Origin of the sequence: Jiangella alkaliphila (genome assembly GCF_900105925.1) — a bacterium.
Taxonomy (GTDB): Bacteria; Actinomycetota; Actinomycetes; order Jiangellales; family Jiangellaceae; genus Jiangella; species Jiangella alkaliphila.
In genome coordinates this window covers 6,946,363-6,964,889 of sequence record NZ_LT629791.1, presented here as the reverse complement: position 1 = coordinate 6,964,889, position 18,527 = coordinate 6,946,363, and the positions used below count along the sequence as shown (strand labels likewise).

Annotated in this window: 16 protein-coding genes; 9 read left to right on the top strand and 7 right to left on the bottom strand. The window is 71.6% G+C overall.

Features of this window, described 5'->3' with window-relative positions; translation table 11 throughout:
• Positions 1 to 48: 48 nt before the first annotated feature.
• The 8 genes from BLV05_RS32070 (at position 49) to BLV05_RS32035 (ending at position 8,148) form a co-directional block, all read left to right on the top strand.
• Positions 49 to 900: a class II fructose-bisphosphate aldolase gene (locus BLV05_RS32070; RefSeq protein ID WP_197683431.1), complete on the top strand. Its 852-nt coding sequence runs from the start codon at positions 49 to 51 to the stop codon at positions 898 to 900.
• On the top strand, positions 897 to 1,679 hold the full coding sequence (locus tag BLV05_RS32065; RefSeq protein ID WP_197683430.1) for an HAD-IA family hydrolase: 783 nt from the start codon (positions 897 to 899) through the stop codon (positions 1,677 to 1,679). Before BLV05_RS32070 ends, BLV05_RS32065 begins: the two co-directional genes overlap by 4 nt.
• Positions 1,680 to 2,399 (top strand): dihydroxyacetone kinase subunit DhaL, encoded by a 720-nt coding sequence (gene dhaL / locus BLV05_RS32060; RefSeq protein ID WP_082155202.1) that lies wholly within the window; start codon positions 1,680 to 1,682, stop codon positions 2,397 to 2,399.
• Positions 2,396 to 3,391 carry a dihydroxyacetone kinase subunit DhaK gene (dhaK, locus tag BLV05_RS32055; protein WP_063932541.1) on the top strand — a complete coding sequence of 332 codons (996 nt, stop codon included), beginning with the start codon at positions 2,396 to 2,398 and terminating at the stop codon, positions 3,389 to 3,391. Before dhaL ends, dhaK begins: the two co-directional genes overlap by 4 nt.
• A gap of 47 nt (positions 3,392 to 3,438) precedes the next feature.
• Positions 3,439 to 4,164 carry a ribonuclease PH gene (gene rph, locus BLV05_RS32050; RefSeq protein ID WP_046768622.1) on the top strand — a complete coding sequence of 242 codons (726 nt, stop codon included), beginning with the start codon at positions 3,439 to 3,441 and terminating at the stop codon, positions 4,162 to 4,164.
• Positions 4,161 to 4,769: an RdgB/HAM1 family non-canonical purine NTP pyrophosphatase gene (rdgB, locus tag BLV05_RS32045; RefSeq protein ID WP_046768623.1), complete on the top strand. Its 609-nt coding sequence runs from the start codon at positions 4,161 to 4,163 to the stop codon at positions 4,767 to 4,769. Before rph ends, rdgB begins: the two co-directional genes overlap by 4 nt.
• 584 nt (positions 4,770 to 5,353) lie before the next feature.
• Positions 5,354 to 6,934 carry a molybdopterin-dependent oxidoreductase gene (locus BLV05_RS32040; protein WP_201777971.1) on the top strand — a complete coding sequence of 527 codons (1,581 nt, stop codon included), beginning with the start codon at positions 5,354 to 5,356 and terminating at the stop codon, positions 6,932 to 6,934.
• A 113-nt stretch (positions 6,935 to 7,047) separates the two neighbouring features.
• Entirely contained in the window at positions 7,048 to 8,148 is a 1,101-nt protein-coding gene (locus BLV05_RS32035) for an endonuclease domain-containing protein (RefSeq protein ID WP_046768624.1), read from the top strand.
• Here BLV05_RS32035 and BLV05_RS32030 read toward each other — a convergent pair.
• The 6 genes from BLV05_RS32030 to arfA form a co-directional block, all read right to left on the bottom strand.
• On the bottom strand, positions 8,137 to 9,132 hold the full coding sequence (locus tag BLV05_RS32030; RefSeq protein ID WP_082155203.1) for a glycoside hydrolase family 43 protein: 996 nt from the start codon (positions 9,130 to 9,132) through the stop codon (positions 8,137 to 8,139). The genes BLV05_RS32035 and BLV05_RS32030 overlap by 12 nt on opposite strands.
• The gene (locus tag BLV05_RS32025) at positions 9,129 to 11,387 is read right to left on the bottom strand and encodes a family 43 glycosylhydrolase (protein WP_046768625.1); all 2,259 of its coding nucleotides are present in this window, start codon (positions 11,385 to 11,387) and stop codon (positions 9,129 to 9,131) included. Before BLV05_RS32025 ends, BLV05_RS32030 begins: the two co-directional genes overlap by 4 nt.
• Positions 11,384 to 12,190 (bottom strand): carbohydrate ABC transporter permease, encoded by an 807-nt coding sequence (locus BLV05_RS32020; RefSeq protein ID WP_046768740.1) that lies wholly within the window; start codon positions 12,188 to 12,190, stop codon positions 11,384 to 11,386. The genes BLV05_RS32025 and BLV05_RS32020 overlap by 4 nt, the downstream gene beginning before the upstream one ends.
• Before the next feature lie 77 nt (positions 12,191 to 12,267).
• Positions 12,268 to 13,227: a carbohydrate ABC transporter permease gene (locus BLV05_RS32015; RefSeq protein WP_197683427.1), complete on the bottom strand. Its 960-nt coding sequence runs from the start codon at positions 13,225 to 13,227 to the stop codon at positions 12,268 to 12,270.
• A gap of 3 nt (positions 13,228 to 13,230) precedes the next feature.
• Positions 13,231 to 14,580: an ABC transporter substrate-binding protein gene (locus BLV05_RS32010; protein WP_197683426.1), complete on the bottom strand. Its 1,350-nt coding sequence runs from the start codon at positions 14,578 to 14,580 to the stop codon at positions 13,231 to 13,233.
• A gap of 27 nt (positions 14,581 to 14,607) precedes the next feature.
• Positions 14,608 to 16,128, bottom strand: a complete 1,521-nt coding sequence (arfA, locus tag BLV05_RS32005) for an arabinosylfuranosidase ArfA (RefSeq protein WP_046768627.1) — start codon at positions 16,126 to 16,128, stop codon at positions 14,608 to 14,610.
• Positions 16,129 to 16,316: 188 nt separating this feature from the next.
• Between arfA and BLV05_RS32000 the strand changes: the two genes are divergently transcribed.
• Positions 16,317 to 17,312: a LacI family DNA-binding transcriptional regulator gene (locus tag BLV05_RS32000; protein ID WP_157524366.1), complete on the top strand. Its 996-nt coding sequence runs from the start codon at positions 16,317 to 16,319 to the stop codon at positions 17,310 to 17,312.
• Positions 17,313 to 17,322: 10 nt separating this feature from the next.
• Here the strand turns inward: BLV05_RS32000 and BLV05_RS31995 are convergent, their stop codons facing one another.
• The gene (locus BLV05_RS31995; protein ID WP_083421455.1) at positions 17,323 to 18,378 is read right to left on the bottom strand and encodes an endonuclease domain-containing protein; all 1,056 of its coding nucleotides are present in this window, start codon (positions 18,376 to 18,378) and stop codon (positions 17,323 to 17,325) included.
• Positions 18,379 to 18,527 lie beyond the last annotated feature (149 nt).

Genomic DNA, 18,527 nt, shown 5'->3' with positions numbered 1-18,527 from the left:
GCCTAACGTCGGAAGCAGCCAGCAAAGGGGGTGGGCCGGGTGGCGGTCGTGCCGACACGGGAGATCCTGGACCGGGCCTTCGCCGAACGCTACGGCGTCGCGGCCATCAACATCGTCAACGACCTGAGCATGGAGGCCGTCCTCGCGGCGGCGGTCCAGGAGCGGGCGCCGGTGATCGTCCAGACGTCGGTGAAGACGGTGAAGTCGATCGGGCTGGACCTGCTCTTCGCGATGTGGCGGGAGCTGACCGCCGGCATCGACGTCCCCGTCGCGCTGCACCTGGATCACTGCCCGGAGCGCGAGGTCATCACCGACTGCCTGCGCAAGGGCTGGAACAGCGTCCTCTTCGACGCGTCGCGGCTGCCGGTACAGGAGAACCAGCGCCAGACCGTCGACGTCGTGAAGGAGGCGCACGCGCTGGGCGCGCACGTCGAGGGCGAGATCGAGTCGATCACCGGCGTCGAGGACGGCGTCGGCTCGGACGAGGAGGCGGAGCGGCAGACGCTGGAGACGGCGCTGACGTTCATCCGCACGACCGGCGTGGACGTGTTCGCGCCGGCCATCGGCAACGCGCACGGACGCTACAAGGCGGCGCCGAAGCTCGACGCGCAGCGGGTGACGGACATCGTCGAGGCCGAGCCGATCCCGATCGCCCTGCACGGCGGCACCGGGATGTCCGACGAGCAGTTCGCCGACCTCATCGCCCGCGGCTGCGCGAAGGTGAACATCTCGACGGCGCTCAAGGTGACGTTCATGCAGTCGAACCTGGCGTACCTGCGCGACGCCGAACAGCGCGACAGCTGGGACCCGCCGTCGCTGTTCACGCACGTCCGCGGCGACGTGCTGGGCATGGCCGCGGGGTTCATGCGGCAGTTCGGCAGCGCCGGGAAGGCGTGGTGACGGACGTGCCGGCGCTGGTCTTCGACTGCGACGGCGTCCTCGCCGACACCGAGCGCTACGGCCACCTGCCCGCGTTCAACCAGACGTTCGCCGAGTTCGGCCTGCCGGTGCGGTGGAGCGAGGACGAGTACGCGGAGAAGCTGTTGATCGGCGGCGGCAAGGAGCGGATGGCGAGCCTGCTGACGCCGGAGTTCGTCGCGGCGAACGGGCTGCCGGCGGACCCGGACGGGCAGCGCGAGCTGCTGGCCCAGTGGCACCGGCGCAAGACCGAGCTCTACACCGCGATGGTCGCCGCCGGCCGGCTACCCGGCCGCCCGGGCGTCGCACGGCTGGTCGAGGAGGCGGCCGCGGCCGGCTGGGCGCTCGCCGTCGCGTCGACGTCGGCCGAACCGTCGGTGCGCGCGGTCCTTGAGCACGTCGTGGGGGACGAGCGGGCCGCGGACTTCACCGTCCTGGCCGGCGACGTCGTGCCGCGCAAGAAGCCGGCGCCGGACATCTACCTGCTCGCACTGGACCGGCTCGGCGCCGAGCCTGACGCCGTCGTCGTGGTCGAGGACAGCCGCAACGGGCTGCTCGCCGCCGACGGGGCCGGGCTGCGCTGCCTGGTCACGGTCAACGGCTACACCGAGCACGAGGACTTCGCCGAGGCCGCCCTGGTCGTCACCGCCCTGGGCGACCCGGACGGCGAGCACACCACTGTGCTCGCGAACCGCTCCGCGGCCCGGCCCGGCGAGTGGATCACGCTCGACGACGTCGCCGCGCTGCTGAAGGAGGCATGAATGGACGGCAATTTTTCCCCGGCTGCGCCCTCGGCGGGCGGCCACTTGTCGGCTTTCCCCGCCGTCGAGTACGTCGTCCGCACGATCGCCCAGACGGCGGTCGACAACGAGACGTACTTCGGCGACCTCGACGCCGTCGTCGGCGACGGGGACTTCGGCTACTCGATGGCCCGCGGCTTCGAGATCGTGCTGGCTGACTGGGACGCGATCGACCGCACCGACGTCGGCACGTTCCTGAAGAAGGTCGCCCTCACCATCACCGGGCGCATCGGCGGCACGTCCGGGCCGATCTGGGGGACGGCGTTCATCCGCGCCGGCGTGGCGGCCGGCGACCGGACCGCCGTCACGGCCGACGACGCCGTCGCCATGCTGCGGGCGGCGATCGAGGGGATCAAGACCCGCGGCCAGTCCGACGTCGGCGACAAGACGCTGCTGGACGCCCTGATCCCGGCCGTCGACCGGCTGGAGGCCGAACTGGCCGCCGGAGCCGGCGGGCAGGCGGCGCTGGAGGCGGCGGCGACGACGGCGCGCGAACGAGCGGAGGCGACGCGGGAGCTGATCGCCAAGCGGGGCCGAGCTGCGTACACGGGGGAACGCAGCATCGGCACGCTCGACGCGGGCGCCGTCGCCGTCGCCGTCATGGCCGAACGAGTCGCCGGGGGCTGGGCGGACCACGCCACCCCCACCGTCACGCCCACCACGCCCGAGGAGGCGCCGTGAAGAAGTTCGTCAACGACCCGAAGCAGTACGTGCCGGAGATGCTCACGGGCATCGCGCTGGCCAACCCGGACACGCTGCGATACGTGCCTGAGTACAACCTCATCATGCGCGCCGACGCGCCGAGCGACGACAAGGTGTCGATCGTCCAGGGCTCCGGGTCCGGGCACGAGCCGGCGCACGTCATGGTCGTCGGCAAGGGGATGCTCGACGCCGCCTGTCCGGGTGACGTGTTCTCGGCGCCGCCGATGGACTACGTGCTCGAGACCAGCAAGCTGCTGAACTCGTCGAAGGGCGTCCTGCACCTGATCAACAACTACACCGGCGACCGCATGGCGTTCGACATGGGCCGCGAGCTGGCCGAGGCCGAGGGCGTCACCATCAAGACCGTCGTGGTCGACGACGACGTCGCGGTGAAGGACTCGACGTACACCGTCGGGCGGCGCGGCGTGGCCGGCAACTTCTTCGTCATCAAGGCGGTCGGCGCGGCGTCGGAGCAGGGCGCGGACCTCGACGAGCTGGTGCGCATCGGCGACAAGGTCAACTCCGTCACCCGGACCATGGGCATGGCGCTGACGTCGTGCACGCCGCCGGCCAAGGGCTCGCCGCTGTTCGATCTCGGCGCCGACGAGATGGAGATGGGCGTCGGCATCCACGGCGAGCCCGGCCGACGGCGCGAGAAGCTGGCCGGCGCGAACGAGATCGTCGACGAGCTGCTCGAGGCCGTCGTCACCGACCTGCCCTACGAGCGCGGCGACAACGTCGCCCTGATGATCAACGGACTGGGCGGCACGCCGATCAGCGAGCTGTACATCCTCTACGGACGCGCGCACCAGCAGCTCGCCGACCGCGGTATCAACGTCGGGCGCAACTACGTCGGCGAGTACTGCACGTCGCTGGACATGGCCGGCGTCTCGCTCACGCTGGTGAAGCTGGACGACGAGCTGGTGTCGCTGTTCTCGGCGCCGGCGGAGATCGCGATCCGGACGTTCTGAGCGGGGGTCGGCGCTGTGGCGGCCGCCGAGGCGATAGCTTGGGCGGCATGACCCGTATAGACGGCCGCAGTGCCGACCAGCTCCGCACCGTCCGGCTCACCCGGAGCTGGCTCGACCACGCCGAGGGCTCGGTGCTCGTGGAGTTCGGCAAGACCCGCGTGCTCTGCGCCGCGTCGGTCACCGAGGGTGTGCCGCGCTGGCGCAAGGGCTCGGGCCTGGGCTGGGTGACGGCCGAGTACGCCATGCTGCCGCGGTCGACGAACACCCGCTCCGACCGCGAGTCGGTGAAGGGGCGCATCGGCGGACGTACGCACGAGATCTCACGGCTCATCGGCCGGTCGCTGCGCGGCATCATCGACACCGCGGCGCTGGGCGAGAACACGCTGGTCATCGACTGCGACGTGCTCCAGGCCGACGGCGGCACCCGCACCGCGGCCATCACCGGCGCCTACCTCGCGCTGTACGACGCCGTCGAGTGGATGCGCTCGGAGAACCTGCTGTCGTCGTCGGAGAAGGTGCTGACCGACTCCGTCTCCGCCATCTCCGTCGGCGTCGTCGACGGCGAGCCGCTGCTCGACCTCTGCTACGAGGAGGACGTCCGCGCCGAGACCGACATGAACGTCGTCATGACGGGCGACGGCCGGTTCATCGAGGTGCAGGGGACCGCCGAGGGCGCGCCGTTCGACCGCCAGGAGCTCGACTCGCTGCTGGCGCTGGCCGGCACCGGCTGCAAGGAGCTGACCGACCTGCAGAACGCGGCGCTGGTCGGGTGAGCGCTTCGCCGAAGGTCGTCCTCGCGACCCGCAACGCGCACAAGGTCCCGGAGATCTCACGGATCCTGGCCGCTGCCGGAGCGCCGGTCTCGCTCGTGCCGGTCTCGGACTTTCCCGGCGTCTCCGACGTCGAGGAGACCGGGCTGACGTTCGAGGAGAACGCGCTGCTCAAGGCCCGCGCGGTTGCCGTCGCGACCGGGTTGCCCGCGCTGGCCGACGACTCCGGGCTCACGGTTGCGGCATTGGGCGGGATGCCGGGCGTGTTCTCGGCGCGCTGGGCCGGGGTCCATGGCGATGACGTCGCCAACTTGCGGCTGGTTCTGGCGCAGTTGACGAGCGTGCCCGACGAGTCGCGGCAGGCGGCGTTCGTGTGTGTGGCTGCGCTGGCGCTGCCCGATGGTCGTTCGTTCACCGCTGAGGGCCGCTGCGACGGGGTGGTCGTGCGGTCGCCGCGAGGGTCGAACGGGTTCGGCTACGACCCGATCTTCGTCGCGTCCGGGTCGACATTGACGACTGCTGAGCTGTCTCCCGCCGGGAAGGATGCCATTTCGCACCGGGGGCGGGCGTTCCGGGCGATCGCCGTGCATCTCGCCGAGTTGGCCTGAGTTTCCCCAGTTGGCCGTCCCCTGCTGCCCATTTTCTTAGCCGCGAGGGTGCGCCTCAAGTCCGCGCCGCTGTGGTGCTTCTCTGCTGGTGGTTGGGGGCTTGGACTTGACCCGCACCCTCGCGGTCTAAGTGCGGGCAGCTATCAGGGGGACGGGGGAGTGTGGCGACGTCGCGGTGTCCACGGGGTGAGATTTACCGGTGTTTCTGGGGCCGTCATGAGGATTACCCGAGCCTCAACACGCTTACAACCGTGTCGAGGCTCGGGTAATCCTCATGATGTCCGCGATCGTTGATGATCATCGCTGTCCACACGCTCTGGAAATCCGGCGAACGCCGCGAATCGGACGCGGGCTGTGCCCGGTTCTTCCCCGTCCCCCTGATAGCTGCCCGTTCTTAGGCCGCGTGGCCGCGGGTCAAGCGGTCATCGCCGCGCGAAGCGCCATCGGTCCGCTTGAGGCGCGGGTGCGCGGCTAAGAGAATGGGCAGCAGGGGGACGCCCCACCAGAAACCAGGAATTCTGAACTTTCGCTGACGATCATGGTCCCTGGTGGGCGGAACGGCCGGCCGGGAGGATGATCGGAGGGTGACCGACTCCGTGACGGCAACGCCGTCCGCCGCGCTGCCGTCGACACCGCGCAGGCCGTGGTGGCCGCCGGCGCTGGCGGGGGTGCTGGCGCTGGGCCTCGGGCTGGCCGTCGCCGAGGTGGTGGCGGGCGCGCTGGGAAGGGCCGAGACGCCGGTGGTGGCGGTCGGCGAGGAGTTCATCGACCTCACGCCGCCGTGGCTCAAGGACTTCGCCATCGAGACGTTCGGCACCCACGACAAGACCGCGCTGCTGGTCGGCATGGGTGTGGTGCTGACGGTGCTCGGCGGGCTGATCGGCCTGCTCACGGCCCGCCGCAAGGGCGCCGGCATGCTCGCCGCCACCGTCCTGCTGGTGATCGCCGGATTCGCCGTCAACAACCGGCCGGACACCACGATGGCCGACCTCATCCCCACGGTTGCGGCCGGGATCGTCGCGCTGCCGACCCTCAGCTGGCTGGTCGGCAAGGCAACCGCACCGCCACCCACCGGCGACGCCGAGACGGCCCGCGGGCCGAGCCGGCGGACGTTCCTCACCGCGGCGGGCATCACCGCGGGCCTGGCCGTCGTCGGCACGGGGCTCGGGCAGCTGCTCGGCGCCCGGCGAGCCGGTGTCGAGACGTCCCGCGACGACCTCGCGACCAGCCTCGACCTGCCCCGGGCCACCCCGCCCGACGGCGCCGACCTCACCGTCAGCGGCGCGGAGCCGTGGCGCACCCCGAACCAGGACTTCTACCGCATCGACACCGCGCTCTCGGAACCGCTGGTCCGGGCCGAGGACTGGACGCTGCGCGTGCACGGCATGGTCGAGAACGAGGTCGAGCTCGACTACGACCAGCTGGTCCGCATGGGCCTGGAGGACCGCTGGCTGACGCTGAACTGCGTCTCCAACGAGGTCGGCGGCCACCTCATCGGCAACGCGCTGTGGACCGGCGTGCCGATCGCCGACGTGCTCGCGCTCGCGCAGCCCAGTCCCGACGCCGACGCCGTCCGGTCCCGCTCGCAGGACGGCTGGACCGCCGGCACGCCGCTCGACGTGCTCACCGACGGCCGCGACGCGCTGCTGGCGGTCGGCATGAACGGCCAGCCGCTGCCGCTCGCGCACGGGTTCCCGGTGCGGATGATCGTGCCCGGCCTGTACGGCTACGTCAGCGCGACCAAGTGGGTGGTCGAGCTCGAGGTGAGCCGGTTCGACCAGTTCAACGCCTACTGGACGACGCGCGGCTGGGCCGAGCGCGGCCCGGTCAAGGTCGCCTCACGCATCGACGTCCCGAGCAGCCAGGCGAACGTCGACGCCGGCACCGTCGCGGTCGCCGGGGTCGCGTGGGCGCAGCACCGCGGCATCGACGCCGTCGAGGTGAAGGTCGACGACGGCGACTGGAACGCCGCGCGGCTGGCCGCCGTCCCGAGCACCGACACCTGGCGGCAGTGGGTGTGGGGGTGGGACGCGGAGCCCGGCGACCACCGCCTCCAGGTCCGCGCCACCACCGCCGACGGTGAGGTGCAGACGTCCGAGCAGGCGCCACCCGTCCCCGACGGCGCCAGCGGCTGGCACACCATCGACGTCACGGTGAACGGGTGATGGCGCTCTTTCTGCTGCTCTAGCCGTACAAAGTGCGCCATGCTCACTCGAGTTGTCCACAGATCGCGAGCCGGGGGTGGTAGCGCGCTCTCGAACGACGCAGGCTGGGCTGCGTGCCACATGTACGAGCTCAGCGGCTGGCCGCGGTCCAGGACGGCCTGATCACGCGCAAGCAGGCACTGGCGGCCGAGATGTCGCCGGCCGCGATCACGCATGCGGTGCGGGCAGGCGGTCCGTGGCAGCGGGTGTTGCGTGGCGTGTTCGCGACGTTCACCGGACCGCTGTCGCCGCTGCACCGGCTGCGGGCCGCCCGCCTGTACGCGGGTGACGGCGCGCTGGTCACCGGTGCGTGGGCATGCTGGATGTCGGGTCTCGCCTATGGCCCGCCGGTCGGGGACGAGATCGAGGTGCTGGTGGGTCGGGCCGTACGGCTGCACGGAACGGGCTTCGTGGTGGTCCGGCGCACCGTGCGGATGCCCGCGGCGTCCGGCTGGATCGGCGTCGACGACGCCGACGCGCTACCGCCGCCGCACGTGGTCCTCGATGAGCTGGCGCCGACGGCACGACCGGGCGAGATCCTCATGGTGCCGGCGGCGCGTGCCGTCGTCGACACCGTCGTCTTCACCGAGCACGCGCCGCCGGACTGGTCGCCAGGGTGCCGGTGCCGCTACGGGTGCTCGAAGCCCGCGACGCACCGGACCAGGGCACTGCGGAACGTCCGGGCGCTGATGTGCGAGGCCGTGCAACGACGGATGGCCGGACCGGCCGCATTGCGCAACGAGGTCGAAGCGGCCTGGCCGCGCCGCTCGGTGCTGGCGAAAGTGGCGTTGGCGGACATCGAGGCGGGCTGCCGGTCCGCGCCGGAGTGCGAGCTGCGCGACCTGGTGCGCCGCAGCAGGATTCTGCCGGAGCCGCTGTGGAACCGTCCGTTGCCCGGGGTCCGCGGGATCGTCCCGGACGCCTGCTGGCCGGAGCGGCGGCTGATCGTCGAGGTCGACTCGCGTTCGTTCCACGGGTTCGGCGACGCGCCGGAGCGGACCGAGCAGCGCCGTGCCCGGCTGGCCGCGCTGGGCTGGGTGGTGCTGCCGGTGTCGCCGGCCCGGCTACGCGCGGACCCGGCAAGGGTGCTGACCCAGATCGAGGCCGCGTATCTCGCCGGTCATGGCGCTCTATCTACTGCTGGGGCCGTACAAAGAGCGCCATCAATCCACTGACGCGCGCGGGCCGTCCAGCACGGGGACGCCGTCCTCCCAGGTGACCTCGGTGAGCCACATCGTCCGGCCGGGCAGCACGGAGCCGACGGCGTCCGGTGGCCAGGCGTGGTGCACCATCCACGTCCGGCCGTCCTTCTCGATCAGCACGCAGTGCCCCGGCCCGGCGGCGTCGTCGGACGACACCAGGATCGGCGCGTCAGCAGGCTTGCGACACGGCCCGAGCGGCCCGTCGCAGACGGCGTACCCGACGGCGTAGTCGGCGGAGTCGTAGGCGTTCGCCGAGTAGAACAGGTAGTACGTGCCGTCGCGCAGCCACAGGAACGGCGCCTCGACCAGGTCGCCCTCCCACGGCTGGTCCTGCTTCATCAGCTGCACCGGCGACCCCACCAGCGACAACCCGTCCTCGGACAGCGGCTGGGCGTAGATCCAGGTGTCGACGCCGACCGCGTTGCCGTCGTTCTTCCACAGCAGGTAGCGAGTGCCGTCGGCGTCGGTGAACGGGCTGGCGTCGATCGAGCCGCCGTCGCCGGCCTGGCAGATCAGCGGCTCGGCGGAGTCGTCGACGAACGGGCCGGCCGGCGACGTCGCCACGGCGCGGCCCACGCACTGCCGCCCCGACGCCGTCCCCAGCGCCGTGTAGTAGAGGACGTACCGGTCCGGCGCGTGCACCGCGATCTCCGGCGCCCACGTTCGCCCGCCCGTCACCCACGGCGCCAGCACCGGCATCGCGTCGCCGGCCGGCTCCCACGACACCAGGTCCGACGACGTCAGCGCCGGCACGTTGCCGAGCGGCGAGTTGGTCGCGTAGGCGTAGTAGCCGCCATCCGCCTCGATGACGGCCGGGTCGGGGAAGTCCTCGTCGAACACCGGGTTCGTGAAGCCCACGGGTTGTTCCTCCTGAACGGGTTCGGGGTCGGGCTCGTCACTGCCGCAGGCGGCCAGGACGACGACCAGCGCCGTCCCGGCCGCGGCGAGCAGCCTCATCGCACCTCGTACAGGCGGAACCAGTCGAAGGTCGCGACGGTGGCCGGGGTGGCGCCGCCGCCCGCGTAGAGGCCGATCGACGGCGACGTGTCCGCGGGCAGCGTCCACGTCGCGCCCCACCGCCAGGTCTCGCCGTCGCGCGACGACGCGGACCGGTACTGGTGCTCGCCGGTCTCCGGGTCGGTCGTGTGGTGGATGCGCAGCCACATCGTCGACGCGACCGGGCCGCCGAGGTGCGCGCCCCAGCGCAGGGCGCCGTTCTCGTTCAGCTCCTTGCCGAACTCGACCTGCCGGCTGCCCCAGATCGCGACGTCGCCCAGCCGCAGCAGGTTGTCGTCGTCGACGCGGACGATCAGCCCGGCCTGCTGGTAGTTGCGGATCGTGCCGGAGCCGAGGTCGAGGTTCAGCTTGGTCTCGGCGATCCACTCGCCCTCCGGCGGAGTGCGCAGCAGCAGCGGCCCGGTGTTGCCGGCGCCGACGACGTCGACGGAGGCCAGCGGCCAGTTCAGGACACCGTCGCCGACGGTCACGGACGACGACGGCCGCAGCCACTCCCAGCCGGGACGCAGGTCGCCGCCGAAGTTCTCGGTGAACACGGTGCGCCCGGTCCTGGGCTCGTCCACCCGCTCGGTCACGGGCTCATGGGCCTCGACGACGGTGAGGTTGTCGACCTGCGCCGTGCCGCTCAGCGTCACCGGACGCGACCCCGTCAGGCCGCGCGGCAGGTCCACGGCGACCTCGGCGTCGGCGTCGCCGAGCCGGCTCTCGGCCAGCCGGGCGACGACGCGGCCGTCGCGGACCTCGACCGCCAGCGCCGTCCACTCCTCGCCGGACCAGCGCGACGGCAGCGGCGCGGTGTCCCGCTCGACCCGGCCGCCCCGCGTCGCCGTCGCGGTCAGCGTCCGAGCCGCGGGGTCGACGGTGACCGTGATGGCGTTGCGGCCGGACCGTGCGACCTCGACGGAGAACGTGCCGGCCGCCCGGACGTCCGCCTCCACCCGCACATCCCGCGGCGCATTGCGCGTGGTCCGCGCCTCGCCGGACAGCACCGCAACGGCGCCGCCGTCGCCGTTCGAGTCGGTGCCGGCCGACCAGTCGCCGCGCAGCGCCCCGTTCGACGCCGGCGCGGACGCGTCGATCCCGAGCGAGCTCGCCGTCACCGGCGCCGGCTGCGGCGTGTCCGACGGACCGGCCCCGGCCCGCGCGACCGGCCAGCCGTCGATCCAGTCCAGCCGGTCGACCAGCGTCGGCCGCTCGTTCACCCCGCCGGGCGCGTCCAGCCAGGCGTCGTCGCGGTCGATCGCGTGGTAGACGATGTGGTCCTGCCCGGACACGTCGGTGACGATCGTGTGGTGGCCGACGCCGATCCAGCGGTTGCCGTTCTGCGCCAGCACCTGGGTGCCGCCGACGCGCGAGTCCAGCATCGAGACGCCCTCGTGGTCGACGAACGGGCCGAGCGGGCTCGTCGATCGTCCGGCGTAGACGCTGTACCCGGTGACCGGCCCCGCGCAGCAGTTCGCCGACGACGCCGTCAGGTAGTACCAGCCGTCCCGCTCGACCACGAACGAGCCCTCGTACCGGTCCGCGATGGTGACCTGCGTCGGCGACCCGACGGCGCGCAGCCCGGTCTCGTCCAGCTCGGTCACCCACAGGCCGCCGTGGAAGCCGCCGAAGTACAGGTACCGCTTGCCGTCCGACGCCGACAGCAGCGCCGGGTCGATGGTGTTGAAGTAGTCGCCGTTGCCGGTCGGCCGCGGCGCGACCACCGGGCCGCCGGTGTCCGTCCACGGCCCGGCCGGCGTCGGCGCCGTCGCGGCCCCGATCGCATAGTTCCACGGCCCGGCCTCGGCGACCGTGTCGGTGACGGTGTAGTACATGACGTACTGACCGTCGACGTAGCGGATGTCCGGCGCCCAGTAGAAGGACGTGTTCGTCGTCCAGGCCGGCCGGTCGCCCTCCTCGAACACCGTCCCGAGGTACTCCCAGTCGGTGAAGTCGCGGGATCGGGCGATGTGCATGAGGCCGAACTCGCTCGGCGCCTCGTGCAGCGGGTCACTGGTCGCGTACAGGTACCAGTAGCCGTCCTTGCCGCGGATGACGGCCGGGTCGGCGTAGGTGTCGGAGAACGAGCCGGAGATCGGGTTCTGGGTGACGGGGTCGGCTGCGGGTTCGGCGGTGGCGACCGGGGCCGCGGCGGGCAGTGCCAGCACGACGGCGGCGATGCCGGCGAGGAACCTACGACGCACGGGGATCATCCCTTCAGTCCGCTGCGCGAGACGCCTTCGATGACGTAGCGCTGCGTGAACAGGAACAGGATCAGGACGGGGACGCTGGCGACGAACGCGCCGGCCATGATGACGGGGTAGTCGGTGGTGTACGCGCCCTGCAGCAGCCGCAGCCCGGCCGGCAGCGTCAGCCGCTCCGGGCTGAACAGGACGTAGATCGGCCAGATGAAGTCGTTCCAGTTCGACAGGAACGACAGCACGGCCAGCGTGGCCAGCGCCGGCTTGGAGTTCGGCAGCACGATGCGGGTGAAGATCTGCCACTGGTTGGCGCCGTCGATCAGCGCCGCCTCCTCCAGCTCATTGGGCAGCATCGCGAAGAACTGCCGGAGGAAGAACACCCCGAACGCGCCGGCCGCGCCGGGCACGGCCAGCGCCCAGACGGTGTCCAGCCAGCCCAGTTGGTCGATGATCAGGTAGTTCGGGATGAGGAACACGAACCCCGGCACGAACAGCGTCGACACGATCACCACGAACAGCACGCCGCGGCCGCGGAAGTGCAGCCGGGCCAGCGCGTACGCCGCCGTCGACGCGACCACCAGCACCAGCACCATGTGCAGCGTCGCCGCCAGCAGGCTGTTGAGGAACCAGCGCAGCACCGGGTAGGCGCCGTCCAGCCGCAGCAGCCCCTCGTAGGCCCCGAACGTCGGCGACGACGGCAGCAGCGTCGGCGGGACGGAGGTCGCCTCCGGGTTCGTCTTGATCGACGTCAGGAACATCCAGACGATCGGCCCGATGAAGATCACCGTCAGGACCAGCAGGAACAGCCAGAACATGCCCTGCCGGAAGAACGCTCCGGGCGCCGCGCCGCCGTGGCGTGGGGCGGCCGGGCGCGGGCCGGCGTCGGGACGCGTCACGACCGCCATCGCGGCCTCCTCTCCCGCATGGCCAGCACCTGGACGATCGAGACGATCCCCAGGAACACCGCGAGCAGGTACGACATCGCCGCGGCGCTGCCCATCCGGAACGACTCCAGGCCCTCGGCCAGCATGACGATCAGCGCGGTCCGGGTGGTGTCGCCCGGCCCGCCGTTGGTCACCAGCAGCGCCTGGCCGAACATGTTCGCCGAGGCCAGGATCGTGATCGTCACGACGAACAGGTGCACCGTCCGCAGCCCAGGCAGCGTCACGTGCCGGAACTGCTGCCAGGCCGACGCGCCGTCGACGCGGGCCGCGTCGTACAGCTCACCGGGGATGTCCTGCAGCCCGGCCAGGTAGATGATCGTGTTGAAGCCGAGCGTCCACCACACCGTCATCGCGACCAGGCTGATCCACGCCCACGGCTGGGCGGTGATCCACGGTGTCGACGTGCCGAGCAGGCCGTTCACGATGCCGATGTTCGGGTCCAGCATGAACCGGAACAGCAGCCCGACGACGGCGACGCCCAGCACGTACGGCATGAAGAAGATCGCCCGGAACACCGTCCGGCCGGGGAAGCGCCGGTTCAGCATGATCGCCAGCCCGAGCGGGATCGCGACCAGGAGCGGCACGCTGGCGACGGTGAAGATCGCCGTGGCGCGCATGCCGTGCCAGAACGTCTCGAACACGGCGGACGTGGAGTCGAACAGCGCGGCGTAGTTGTCCAGCCCGACGAACGGCCGGTTCGGCAGCATGAAGTCCCAGTCGTGCAGGCTCATCCAGATCCCCAGCACGGCCGGGGCCAGCACGAACGTCACGAAGATGACCAGGAACGGCGCCATGAACGCGTACGGCGTCCACGGCGCGTGCCGGCGGATACGCGTGGGGGAGGACCGGCCCGCGGGCCCGCGCGCGGCCGGGCCGCGCGCGGGTGCGGTGGCGGTGGGGGAGACCACGGGCTATCCCTCGTACCGGTCGGCGTTCTCTTCCAGCTTCCGGGTGGCCCGCTCGGCCGCCTCGGAGAGCGCCGCGGCCGGCTCCTTGGTCAGCAGCACGGCCTCGTTCAGTGCCTGGTTGAAGTCCGCGAACACGTCGCCGATGCCCGGGACGGCCGGCGGGAAGTGCAGGTAGTCCACCTGCTGGGCGAGCGCGGCCTGCTCGGGCAGCGCCTCGAACTCGGCCGACTCGCGCACCGAGTTGCGGGCCGGCACCTGGCCGCCCTCGGCCCACGCGATGGACTGCTGGCTGACCCAGTTGATGAACACCCGCGACGCCGCCAGCTTGTCGTCGTCGGGGGTGCGCTGGCGCATGATGACGAAGTTGTGCGAGCCGGCCCAGGCCGCGTCGGTGCCGCCGATGTTCGGCAGCGGCGCCACGCCCCACTGCAGGTCAGGCACCTCTTTGAGGGTGTTGATGTGCCAGATGCCGTTCCAGTTGAACGCCGTCTGGCCGTTCTGCAGCGCGATCGCGTCGGCGTCCTGGCCGACGTCCCTGGCGCTCCAGCCGTTGTTGACGGCGTCGACCATCCAGGTCAGCGCCTCCACGGCCGGATCCTCGGCCCAGGTGACCTCGGTGCCGTCGGCGTTGAACAGGTCGCCGCCGAACTGCCAGATCAGCGACTGCAGCGTCAGCCCGCCGGTGAACGGGTGCGGCGACATCCAGTGCCCCTGGATCCCGGCCGACGCCAGCGACTCCAGCGCCGCCTCGTACGACGTCCGGTCCATCGGCGGGTTCTCCGGGTCCAGCCCGGCGGACTCCAGGACGGTCTTGTTGTAGAAGTACCCGAGCGGGTGCACGTCCAGCGGGATGCCGAAGCGCTGCCCGTCGTACTCGCCGGCGGACCAGACGGCCTCGGCGAAGTCGCCGGCCTGCAGCTCCAGCGCCGAGGCGACGTCGTCGAGCGGGACGATGACGTTGCGGGCGGCGTTCGTCGACAGCGAGTCGATGTGCATGATGCCGACGTCCGGGCCGTTGCCCGACTGCACCGCGGTCGGGACCTTCTGGTAATAGTCGGCCCACTCCGAGACCGTCATCGTCACCGCGATGTTCGGATGCTCGGAGTTGAACGTGTCGACCAGCTCCTGCATGAACGGGCCGTCACCGCCGGTGAAGCCGTTCCAGAACGCCAGCTCGACGTTGGGGCCGTCGTAGCCGCTGGCGCCGCCGTCGCCCTCGGCCGGCTCGGCGCCGGGGGACTCCGAGCCGCCGCCGCAGCCGGCGAGGAGCGTGCCGGCGCCGGCCAGGCCGGTCACGGCGAGGAAGCGTCGTCTGGTCAGTGGGTGTCCCAATGACTGTCGTGGTGTGGTCACAGCTGCTCCTTCGCAGGCAGTGCCGGGTCAGTCGCCCAGCCGGATGAGGTGCCAGGACGACGGCGGCAGGGTAGCGGTCAGCGTCTGCTCGCCGTCGAGGACGGTGCCGGTGACCGGACGCGGGACGACCCGGTCCGGGTGCTCGGCGGTGTTGGTGGCGGACGGGTCGGCGTCGGCGATGGCGACGTGCTCCAGCAGCCGCGGCCGCCGTCCGTGCTGGTCGAACGCGCGGAGCGGGACGGTGAGCCGGGCCGGCTCCGTGCGGTTCCGGTTCGCGGCCAGCAGCGTGAGCGCGCCGGTCTCCGGGTCCTGGACGGCGGTCACCCGGGTGCCGGGGACGTCGCCGTAGCGCTGGGTCGGCAGCGGCGCCGTCCGCACAGCCGCGCGCAGCACCGTCCCGCGGGCGTGCCGGGCGGTCAGCGCGAACGGGTGGAAGATGGTCTGCCGCCACGCCGGCCCGCCGATCCGCGTCATGATCGGCGCGATCACGTTGACCAGCTGCGCCTGGCAGGCGATCGCCACCCGGTCGCAGTGGTCCAGCAGCGCCATCAGCAGGTCGCCGACCACGACCGCGTCGGTGACGTCGTACACGTCCTCGATCAGCGGTGCGTTCTCGTTGACGTCCAGGCCGGCCTGCCCGGAGAAGCGGTGCTGGTACCAGACGTTCCACTCGTCGAAGGAGATGGTCAGCCGCTTGCCGCTGCGCCGGACCGCGCCGACGTGGTCCGCGGTGGCGGCGATCGCGGTGATCATCCGCCGCATGTCCTCGGACGAGGCCATGAAGCTGTCGACGTCGCCGCCGACCGGCTCGAAGTAGGCGTGCAGCGAGATGTGGTCGACGAGGTCGTAGGTGTGCTCCAGGACGGTCCGCTCCCAGGTGCCGAACGTCGGCATGGCGCCGTTGGAGCTGCCGCAGGCGACCAGCTCGAGGTCGGGGTCGGCGCGGCGCATCGCCCGCGCCGTCTCCGCCGCCAGCCGCCCGTACTCGTCGGCGGTCTTGTGGCCGACCTGCCATGGCCCGTCCATCTCGTTGCCCAGGCACCAGGTGCCGACGGCGTGCGGGTCCTTGTTCCCGTTGGCGACCCGCCGGTCGGCGGTGCTGGTGCTGCCGGGCGCGAAGTTCGTGTATTCGAGCAGGTCGACGGCGGCGTCGACGCCGCGGGTGCCGAGGTTCACCGCCATGATCGGGTCGATGCCGACGCCGCGGGCCCACCGGCAGAACTCGTCCGTGCCGACGGTGTTCGGCTCCAGCGAGCGCCAGGCGAGGTCCAACCGGCGCGGCCGCTCGGCGACCGGGCCGACGCCGTCCTCCCAGCGGTAGCCGGAGACGAAGTTGCCGCCGGGGTAGCGGATGGTGGTGACGCCCAGCTCACGGACCAGGTCGGCGACGTCCTGACGGAAGCCGTGCTCGTCGGCGGTCGGGTGGTCGGGCTCGAAGATGCCGCCGTAGACGCACCGGCCCATGTGCTCGACGAACGATCCGTACAAGCGCGGGTCGACGGTGCCCACGGTGAATGCCGGATCGAGTCCGACCTCGACGTCGTACACGCAGTCTCCTCGATGGATTTACAACGGATAACCGTGCGGACAGTTTTACAACGGATAACCTTCGTTGGGAAGAGTGCAGGGGGAGTTGGTCCGGTCCGGTGCGACAGCGCCGGAAAACGGGTCGGCCGGATGCCGGGCGGTGCCTACACTCGGTCAGGGTCGTCCTGGGCAGGCGAGAGGGGCAGCAGGTGGGCACGCGGCTGAAGGACGTGGCGGACCTCGCCGGGGTGTCGTTCAAGACCGTCTCCAACGTCATCAACAACCACCCCAACGTCACCGAGAAGACCCGCGAGAAGGTGCTCAAGGCCATCGCGGAGCTGCGCTACCGGCCCAACGTGTCCGCGCGCAGCCTGCGGCACGGGCGGTCCGGGTTCCTCGCCATCGCGCTGCCCGAGCTGACCTCGCCGTACTTCGCCGCGCTCGCGTCCGAGATCGGCGCCGTCGCCAAGCGGCAGAGCCTCACGGTGCTGATCGAGGAGACCTTCGGCGAGGCCGAGCGCGAGCGGATCGCACTGGACTCGCTCGACACCCAGCTGATCGACGGCGTCGTGTTCAGCCCCATGGCGATGACCGTCGAGGACGTCGCGGCACACCCGGGCTCGACGCCGATGGTGCTGCTCGGCGAGCGCGGCCACCCGGCCGGCTTCGACCACATCGCCATTGACAACGTCCGGGCCGCGCGCGAGGTCACCGCGCACCTCGTCGCCCTGGGCCGCCGGCACATCGCGGCCGTCGGAGCGCAGCGGGCCGGCACCGGCGGGGTGCGCGCCCGCGGCTACCGCGCCGCCCTGCACGACGCCGGGCTGCCGGTCGACCGCCGGCTGGTCGTGTCCGACCTCGACTTCGACCGCGCCAGCGGCGCCCAGGCGATGAACGCCCTGCTCGACAGCGGCCGCCCGGTCGACGCCGTCTTCTTCTTCAACGACCTCATGGCGCTGGGCGCGCTGCGGGTCCTGCACGAGCGCGGCCTGCGAGTCCCCGAGGACGTCGCTGTGGCCGGCTTCGACGACATCGAGGACGGCCGCTACTCGACGCCCTCGCTCACCACCGTCTCGCCCGACGTGCCGTTCCTCGCCGCCGAGGCGATCCGCCTGGTCGTCCGCCGCCTCGCCGACCCCGAGGCCAAGGCCGAGCGCATCGACGTCCCGTTCAGGCTGGAGATCCGCGAGAGCACCGCCGGCTGACGCCCGCCGGTTAGTGAGGCGGGAGTTTCCCCGGTGATGGCGAGGAAAACTCCCTCCCGGCTGCTCGGTATGCCGCCTCGATCTGGGCCAGCACCCCGGCAGGGCTCGAGCGCAGCCGGGCCGGCGACACCGGCAACACCACCCAGCCCAGCGCCGCAAGCCGGGCACGCCGGTGCTCGGTCCGCTCCGGTGCATCGCCGAATCCGTGGAACGATCGTGAGTCGACCTCGACGATCAGCCTTCGCTGCGGCCAGCAGGCGTCCGGGATGATCCCGCGCACGCCGGGCAGCGGGCGGTTCCACACCGGCTCGGGCAAGATCCGGCTGCGGCGCACCAGGTCGCGAAGCTCGCACTCGGGTGCGGACCGGCAGCCCGCCTCGACGTCCGCCAACGCGACCCGCGCCAGCGCGGAGCCACGCCTCCGTGCGGCCAGCACCTCCGACCGCAGGTCGCGCAGTGTCGCTTTCCGGCGTTGTACCGCCTCACACATCAGTGCCCGGATGTTCCGGAGCGCCGCCTCAGAGTGCGCCGGCGTCCAGTCGGGTCGTTGCGACTCCGTGAGCACGATGGCGTCGACAACGGCCCGCGCTGCCGGCACCTTGGGGATCATCCTCGGTCGAGCCGTGGGCACGAGCACGTCCAGCACCACTTCGGCCGGAACCGGTGCCTGGACCGACATCTCGTCGCGGTCGACCCAGAACTGGGCTCGCGGTAGCCGCCCGGTCTGATGGACCCTGACGAAGCCCGTGTGCGCGCGGTCCACCGATCGCGCGACCAGTACGTCCACCACCTCGCCTGGCTGAGGCCCGTACCTCAGCCCGGACATCCAGCACGCCCACGCCCCGGTGATCAACGCGCCGTCGCCCGCCCGCAGGCAGGCCGCCCGCAGCCGGTGGATCGGCGCGAGCGGACCGGTGAACGTCGCGTAAACGCCGCGGACCACGCGCTGCCAAGGCCCGCCCGGCCGTAGTGCATGCTCGATCGCCGACGATGTCAGTCCTGTGGCGAGCGCCTGGGCTCGAGTGATGAGGCCGTCCTGCACCTGGGCCAGCTGCAGCGCGCGCACATGGGACATGCTCGACAGCCTGCGCCGCGACCGCGCGGTTCGCCAGGGCCGTCCGGCGATCTGTGGACAACTCCGCCGCGTTGCCCTTGATCGGGTGGGAGTTCTCCCTGCTATAGCGAGGAGAACTCCCTCCCGTAGGGTCGGGTCGT